The following is a 6,571-nucleotide window of genomic DNA, read 5'->3' as shown; positions in this document are numbered from 1 at the left end:
GTCCTGACCGCGGAACTTGTAGTTCGTCGTGATCGAGACGTTGCCCGTGAGGTTCGGAGCCGGGGGCGTCGCGGCTGCGTCGGCAGTCTGCGCGCTCGCGAGCATCGGCAGGGCGGCAAGCGCGCCCACTGCCAGGACCAGAACGGATTTACGGTGCATCATCGAGTGACTCCTCGGAGTGTTTTGAAAGTGGTTTGGAAACCATGTCAAAGCAGGGAGCGTGCCAAACTGTCAAAAAGCTTGCGGAGCCAAGTAACGACCCGGGATGCACGTAGTAACAATGAAACAAGAGATGGTCGCACCATCTTGGGGATAGGGAGAAGAATGAGTCTGTCTTTGGTGCAGAGCCGCGCCTTGCTGGGCCTGGAAGCGGCCAATGTCACGGTTGAGGTGCATCTGGCGAACGGATTGCCCAGCTTCACGCTGGTCGGCCTCGCCGATGTGGAAGTCAAGGAAGCGCGCGAACGCGTGCGGTCGGCGATTCAGAACGCCGGTCTCGAATTCCCGAACAACAAGCGAATCACGGTGAATCTGGCGCCGGCGGACCTTCCCAAGGACTCCGGCCGCTTCGACCTGCCGATCGCGCTGGGCATCCTGGCGGCGAGCGGGCAGATCGAGGCAAACCGGCTCGCCGGCCACGAGTTCGCCGGTGAACTCTCGCTTTCGGGGCAACTGAGGCCCGTCCGTGGTGCGCTCGCCATGGCCCTCGCGTTGCATGCGCGCGGAATCGCCACGCGGCTCGTGTTGCCGGCGGACAGCGCGCAGGAGGCTGCCCTGGTGCCGGACGCTGAGGTCTACGGTGCGCGGCACCTGCTCGATGTCGTGCGGCAGTTCCTTCCCCCCGGGGACAACACCCTGCAGCCAGAACCTGCCGACGAGGACGGCTGGGCCAGGATCCTGCCCGCGCCGCAGGGGCCGGCCGTGCACCACGCCGACCTCGCCGACGTGAAGGGCCACGCCGGCGCCAAGCGCGCCCTGGAGATCGCGGCGGCCGGCGGTCACAGCCTGCTGATGGTCGGATCGCCCGGCTCGGGCAAGTCGATGCTGGCGCAGCGATTCGCCGGGCTGCTGCCCGCGTTGAGCGTCCAGGAAGCGCTCGAAAGCGCGGCCGTCGCCAGCCTCGGCGGCCGCTTCGCGGTCGAGCGATGGATGCGGAGGCCGACGTCGAGCCCGCATCACACGGCCAGTGCGGTGGCCATGGTGGGTGGGGGCTCACCGCCCCGGCCCGGCGAGATTTCGCTGGCGCATCATGGAGTGCTGTTTCTCGACGAGTTCCCAGAGTTCAACCGGCCGGCGCTCGAGGCATTGCGCGAACCGCTTGAAACCGGCTCGATCACGATCTCACGCGCCGCGCGGCGGGCCGAGTTCCCCGCCCGCTTCCAGCTGATCGCGGCCATGAATCCCTGCCCCTGCGGCTATCTCGGATCCACGCTCAAGGCCTGCCGCTGCACGCCCGACCAGGTCTCGCGCTACCAGGGCAAGCTCAGCGGCCCCCTGCTCGACCGCATCGACCTGCACATCGAGGTGCCGGCGATCTCGGCGCAGCAGTTGCTGGAGACGCCGGCGGGCGAAGCGACCGGCGCGATCCGCCAGCGCGTCGTCGAGGCGCGCGAACGCGCGCTCTCGCGACAGGGGCGCACCAATCATGCGCTGCAGGGTCCCGAGATCGACCGGCACGCGGCCCTCGGGCCGGATGCGTCGAAGTTCATGCACAAGGCGGCGGAGAAACTGGGCTGGTCGGCGCGCAGCACGCACCGCGCGCTGAAGGTGGCTCGCACCATCGCCGATCTGGCATCCAGCGACGGAATCGAAGCGACGCACGTGGCGGAGGCCGTGCAGTACCGACGCGTGCTGCGCGGTGCTGCCTGAAGGCCGCATGCGGTAGCCGAAGCTGCCTGCTGCTCCCTTTGCCATCTGATCTACGTCGATGGGCTTGCCGCCCAGTCCAACGTCCTGAAGTAGTTCATATGCAGCCTTTCTTGCCAATGGAATCCTGCCGCACGCACCGAACATGCGGCAGGGATCCCTCAGCCTTGGCGCTTGCGCCCAAAAATCCTTTCGAGTTCTTCTTCATGGGGATCGGGCGCATACCACTGCCACCAAGCCTGCACCGGCACGCGCTCGCGCGCTGCATCGCTCCAGACCCACACAGGGCCGAATATCTGCCCCTCGCCAAAGCCGTAGATGCGTCGCTCCATGGGTACGGAGGCGGTTAATGCGTCGTCCGCGAAGACGCCCAACCATTTGCCCCGCTTGGGCACGCGCTGGCCGGTGGTCGGCAGGTGGCCGAGCTTCTTATGGTCACGTTCGCGGATTTCTTCGGGCCTGAGGTATCTGCGGCGGATTTCCAGACTATTAAGGATGGTGGCCGTGTACGGGCTCTTGTCCGGTCCCCCTTGAGGTAACTGAGCTTGACGTGCACCGTATAAGGCGCATGCGGCGGATTGAGAATGCTGTACTCGAAGGTGGCGGGCTGGCGCACGCCGCCACCGTGCAACATGACCTCTGGGGTTTGGAGATTTCCGCCGTCTGGAATCCACCCCGGCCCGACCTTGAGTTGCAGCAGTTGTTCAAGCCGCTCACGCGGGATCGTCATTTCAGGCCTGAAGTAAATCTGGAAGTGGTATGGCTCAACCTTGCCTTGCGCATCGGTTGTGCCGAGCATGTAGATGCTGGTCCAGTCGTTCAGAAAGCGCGCATCGAATGCGTATCGGTTTCCACCTCGGTAAGCCTGGCTGTCCACTTCCTCGACGCGGGTCCGTGCGATGGGTAGCAGCCGCTTCAAGCTCTCGAATTCCGCGTCTCCTCGAATGACCTTCATCGCCGCCCCGATGAACTCGATTACCTGTTCACGCTGCGCGTCGGTGTAGCGGAAGTTGTCGTAGACCGACTGGTAAGCCCGCTTGCGGGACTGATACGCTTCCCAGGCTCTCTCTTTCTCAGTGAGCATGGTGCCCCCCTCCTGTTGAGCCTCGGACCGTGCCGGAGGCGATGTCGAAGACTCTTGTGCAGAAGCCGGGGCGAGGCAGACCAGCGCCAGCATTGCTGCTCCACAACTGTTTGACCACTTCGTCGCATACGAAGCTGTCTTCTTCCCAAGGTCGCATGCGGTAGCCGAAGCTGCCCGCTGCCCCCTTTGCCATCTGATCCACGTCGATGGGCTTGCCGCCCAGTCCAACGTCCTGAAGTAGTTCATATGCAGCCTTTCGTGCCAATGGAATTTCAGTCCTGCCGCACGCACCGAACGTGGGGCTGGGACCTCTCAGCCTTGGCGCTTGCGCCCAAAAATCCTTTCGAGTTCTTCTTCATGGGGATCGGGCGCATACCACTGCCACCACGCCTGCACCGGCACGCGCTCGCGCGCTGCATCGCTCCAGACCCACACAGGGCCGAACATCTGGCCCTCGCCAAAGCCGCAGATGCGCCGCTCCATGGGTATTGAGGCGGTTAATGCATCGTCTGCGAAGACGCCCAACCATTTGCCTCGCTCGGGTACGCGCTGGCCGGTGGTCGGCAGGTGGCCGAGCTTCTTGTGGTCACGGTCACGGATTTCTTCGGGGGTGAGGTAGTCGCGCCGGATTTCCAGCTTGTTCAGCGTGGTGGCCGTGCGCGGGTCTTTGTCCGGCCCGTTGAGGTAAGTGAACTGGACTTTGACCGTGTACGACGCGTGCGGGGGATTAAGGATTTCGTAGACGAAGACGCCGCCGTTGAATGAACCCGAATTGTGGAGTAGTGGCATTGGGGGGCGCAGATTTCCACCTTCCGAAGTCCACCCTGGCGCGACCTTGAGTTGCAGCAGTTGTTCAAGCCGCTCACGCGGGATCGTCATTTCAGGCCTGAAGTAAATCTGGAAGTGGTATGGCTCGACCTTGCCTTGCGCATCGGTTGTGCCGAGCATGTAGATGCTGGTCCAGTCGTTCAGAAAGCGCGCATCGAATGCGTATCGGCTTCCACCTCGGTAAGCCTGGCTGTCCACTTCCTCGACGCGGGTCCGTGCGATGGGTAGCAGCCGCTTCAAGCTCTCGAATTCTGCATCTCCTCGAATGACCTTCATCGCCGCACCGATGAACTCAATGACCTGCTCGCGCTGAGCGTCGGTGTAGCGGAAGTTGTCGTAGACGTACTGGTACGCAGCCATTTCGGTATCGACTGCGGACAATCTTCTTTCCCTCTCAGTGAGCATGGCGCCCCCCTCCTGCGGTACCTTGGACGGTTCCCGATGCGATGTCGAAGACTCTTGTGCAGAAACCGGGGCGAGGCAGCACAGCGCCAGCATTGCCGCTCCAAAGCTGCTTAACCACTTCGTCGCACACGAAGCTGTCTTCTTCCCAAGGCCGCATGCGGTAGCCGAAGCTGCCTGCTGCTCCCTTTGCCATCTGATCCACGTCGATGGGCTTGCCGCCCAGTCCAACGTCCTGAAGTAGTTCATATGCAGCCTTTCGTGCCAATGGAATCCTGCCGCACGCACCGAACATGCGGCAGGGATCCCTCAGCCTTGGCGCTTGCGCCCAAAAATCCTTTCGAGTTCTTCTTCATGGGGATCGGGCGCATACCACTGCCACCACGCCTGCACCGGCACGCGCTCGCGCGCTGCATCGCTCCAGACCCACACAGGGCCGAACATCTGGCCCTCGCCAAAGCCGCAGATGCGCCGCTCCATGGGTATTGAGGCGGTTAATGCATCGTCTGCGAAGACGCCCAACCATTTGCCTCGCTTGGGTACGCGCTGGCCGGTGGTCGGCAGGTGGCCGAGCTTCTTGTGGTCACGGTCACGGATTTCTTCGGGGGTGAGGTAGTCGCGCCGGATTTCCAGATGGGCCAATGTCGCGGTTGTGAGAGGGTTCTTGTCTGGCCCATTGAGGTAGCTAAGTTTGACGTGCGCTGTGTAGGGCGCATGCGGCGGATTGAGAATGCTGTACTCGAAGGTGGCGGGCTGGCGCACGCCTCCACCGTGCAGCATGACCTCGGGGGTTTGGAGATTTCCGCCATCCGGGATCCATCCCGGCCCGACCTTGAGTTGCAGCAGTTGCTCAAGCCGCTCGCGCTGGATTTCTATCGGAGGACTGAAATCCATCTGTAAGTGGTACGGCTCAATCCTGCTCCGTGCGTCGGTTGTACCGAGCATGTAAATGCTGGTCCAGTCGTTTAGGAAGTACGTGTCGAAATCGAAGCGGGTGCCTCCCCTATACGCTCGGCTGCTGACAATCGCCGGGCTTTTCTCTTCGAGCTTGAACAGTCTCTGAAGACTCTCGAATTCCGCGTCCCCGCGAATGACTTTCATCGCCGCGCCGATGAACTCGATCACCTGTTCACGCTGCGCGTCGGTGTAGCGGAAGTTGTCGTAGACGTACTGGTAAGCCGCCATTTCAGAGCGAACGGCGGACCTCCTTCTTTCCTTCTCAGTGGGCATGCGGATCTCCTCCTGTTGAGCCTTGGACCGAGCCGGAGGCGATGTCGAAGACTCGTGTGCAGAAGCCGGGGCGAGGCAGGCCAGCGCCAGCATTGCCGCTCCAAAGCTGCTTGACCACTTCGTCGCACACGAAGCTGTCTTCCTCCCAAGGCCGCATGCGGTAGCCGAAGCTGCCTGCTGCTCCCTTTGCCATCTGATCCACGTCGATGGGCTTGCCGCCCAGTCCAACGTCCTGAAGTAGTTCATATGCAGCCTTTCTTGCCAATGGAATCTCGGTGGGAAGGATGTCGGCCATATAGCCGGGTTTGTTCGGTTGCAGCTTGTTCTGGCTGTCGTAGTGGCACAGCAGCCAGTAGTACATGGCGATGCACATCCGATGCAGGCCCACGCGGGCGCTGGGTTCATCGGGCAGCGGCGTGCGCGCGGCAACCTGAAGGTACTTTTTTGGCATGAAGTCATCCCACACCTGCTGGATATGCGGCAGGTGGGCATAGTCGCCCGCGTGCTGCTGCACGAGCGCCGCTGTCCAGAAGAACTGCTGCGCGTGGCGTGCTTCGTGGTACATCGTGCTCGCGAAATCACGCACGGCGTTCGTAATGTCTTCGCCGTCTTTAGCTTCCGTGATGATCGAAATCACGCCGCCCTTGTAGCCGACAAGCAACCAATCTTTGGGGCGCATGATTCCTTTGAGATCAGGATTCCCGAAGTCGGCGAGCTTCAGGTCTTTGGCCTCTTGGTCGTTAGGAATCAGGACCGTCGGCATCGCATCTTTCGGCAGTCCGAAAGCCCCTTGACTAAGCGCCTTGGGAAGCTGCGCCTGGAATAAATCATTCAGAAACTTGTGATCGCCCTTTTCCAATGGCCAGCCGCCCCGCTTCCAATCGATGCCCATGAGCGCCGGCTTAACCGCCTCCACATAAGCCCGCGCCACCGGGTAGTCAGGCTGCCCCGAAGCCCCTGCGGGCTCATGCCTGCGCATCCCCCAGTTGTTCGGATCGCAACTCGTGTGCAGCGGCCCCTTGTCCTGACTCGTGGCCTCGTCCGCGTTCGGCTTCAATCCCTTGCCGCCCACGGTCTGCCGCTTGCGCTCGCGCTTCTCGGCCATGGGCGTGTAGGTTTTCTCCGCGGGTGTCCTCACATCGGGCTCGTAGCTGGCGAGTA

General features: G+C 62.3%; 5 protein-coding genes and 2 pseudogenes. 1 reads left to right on the top strand and 6 read right to left on the bottom strand.

Annotation, left to right across the window (positions count from 1 at the left end; translation table 11 throughout):
- Positions 1-159 (bottom strand): annotated as a pseudogene (locus tag ACSFBL_RS35285) (TorF family putative porin); the annotation flags it as partial.
- 165 nt (positions 160-324) lie between these two features.
- On the opposite strand from ACSFBL_RS35285, the gene ACSFBL_RS35280 reads away from it, so the two are divergent.
- On the top strand, positions 325-1,869 hold the full coding sequence (locus tag ACSFBL_RS35280; RefSeq protein WP_435520453.1) for a YifB family Mg chelatase-like AAA ATPase: 1,545 nt from the start codon (positions 325-327) through the stop codon (positions 1,867-1,869).
- A gap of 158 nt (positions 1,870-2,027) precedes the next feature.
- Here the strand turns inward: ACSFBL_RS35280 and ACSFBL_RS35275 are convergent, their stop codons facing one another.
- From ACSFBL_RS35275 to ACSFBL_RS35255, 5 genes and pseudogenes are all read right to left on the bottom strand, one after another.
- Entirely contained in the window at positions 2,028-2,198 is a 171-nt protein-coding gene (locus ACSFBL_RS35275) for a hypothetical protein (protein WP_435520452.1), read from the bottom strand.
- 14 nt (positions 2,199-2,212) lie between these two features.
- The gene (locus tag ACSFBL_RS35270) at positions 2,213-2,950 is read right to left on the bottom strand and encodes a hypothetical protein (RefSeq protein ID WP_435520451.1); all 738 of its coding nucleotides are present in this window, start codon (positions 2,948-2,950) and stop codon (positions 2,213-2,215) included.
- 312 nt (positions 2,951-3,262) lie between these two features.
- A complete protein-coding gene (locus tag ACSFBL_RS35265) occupies positions 3,263-4,183 on the bottom strand; it encodes a hypothetical protein (RefSeq protein ID WP_435520450.1) in 921 nt (306 codons plus the stop codon).
- A 306-nt stretch (positions 4,184-4,489) separates the two neighbouring features.
- On the bottom strand, positions 4,490-5,410 hold the full coding sequence (locus ACSFBL_RS35260) for a hypothetical protein (RefSeq protein ID WP_435520449.1): 921 nt from the start codon (positions 5,408-5,410) through the stop codon (positions 4,490-4,492).
- A pseudogene (locus ACSFBL_RS35255) lies at positions 5,400-6,571 on the bottom strand (hypothetical protein); the annotation flags it as partial. The pseudogene ACSFBL_RS35255 and the gene ACSFBL_RS35260, both read right to left, overlap by 11 nt.

It is taken from the genome of Variovorax glacialis, assembly GCF_051216375.1.
Classification (GTDB): domain Bacteria; phylum Pseudomonadota; class Gammaproteobacteria; order Burkholderiales; family Burkholderiaceae_C; genus Variovorax.
This window is presented reverse-complemented; position numbering and strand designations above follow the sequence as displayed.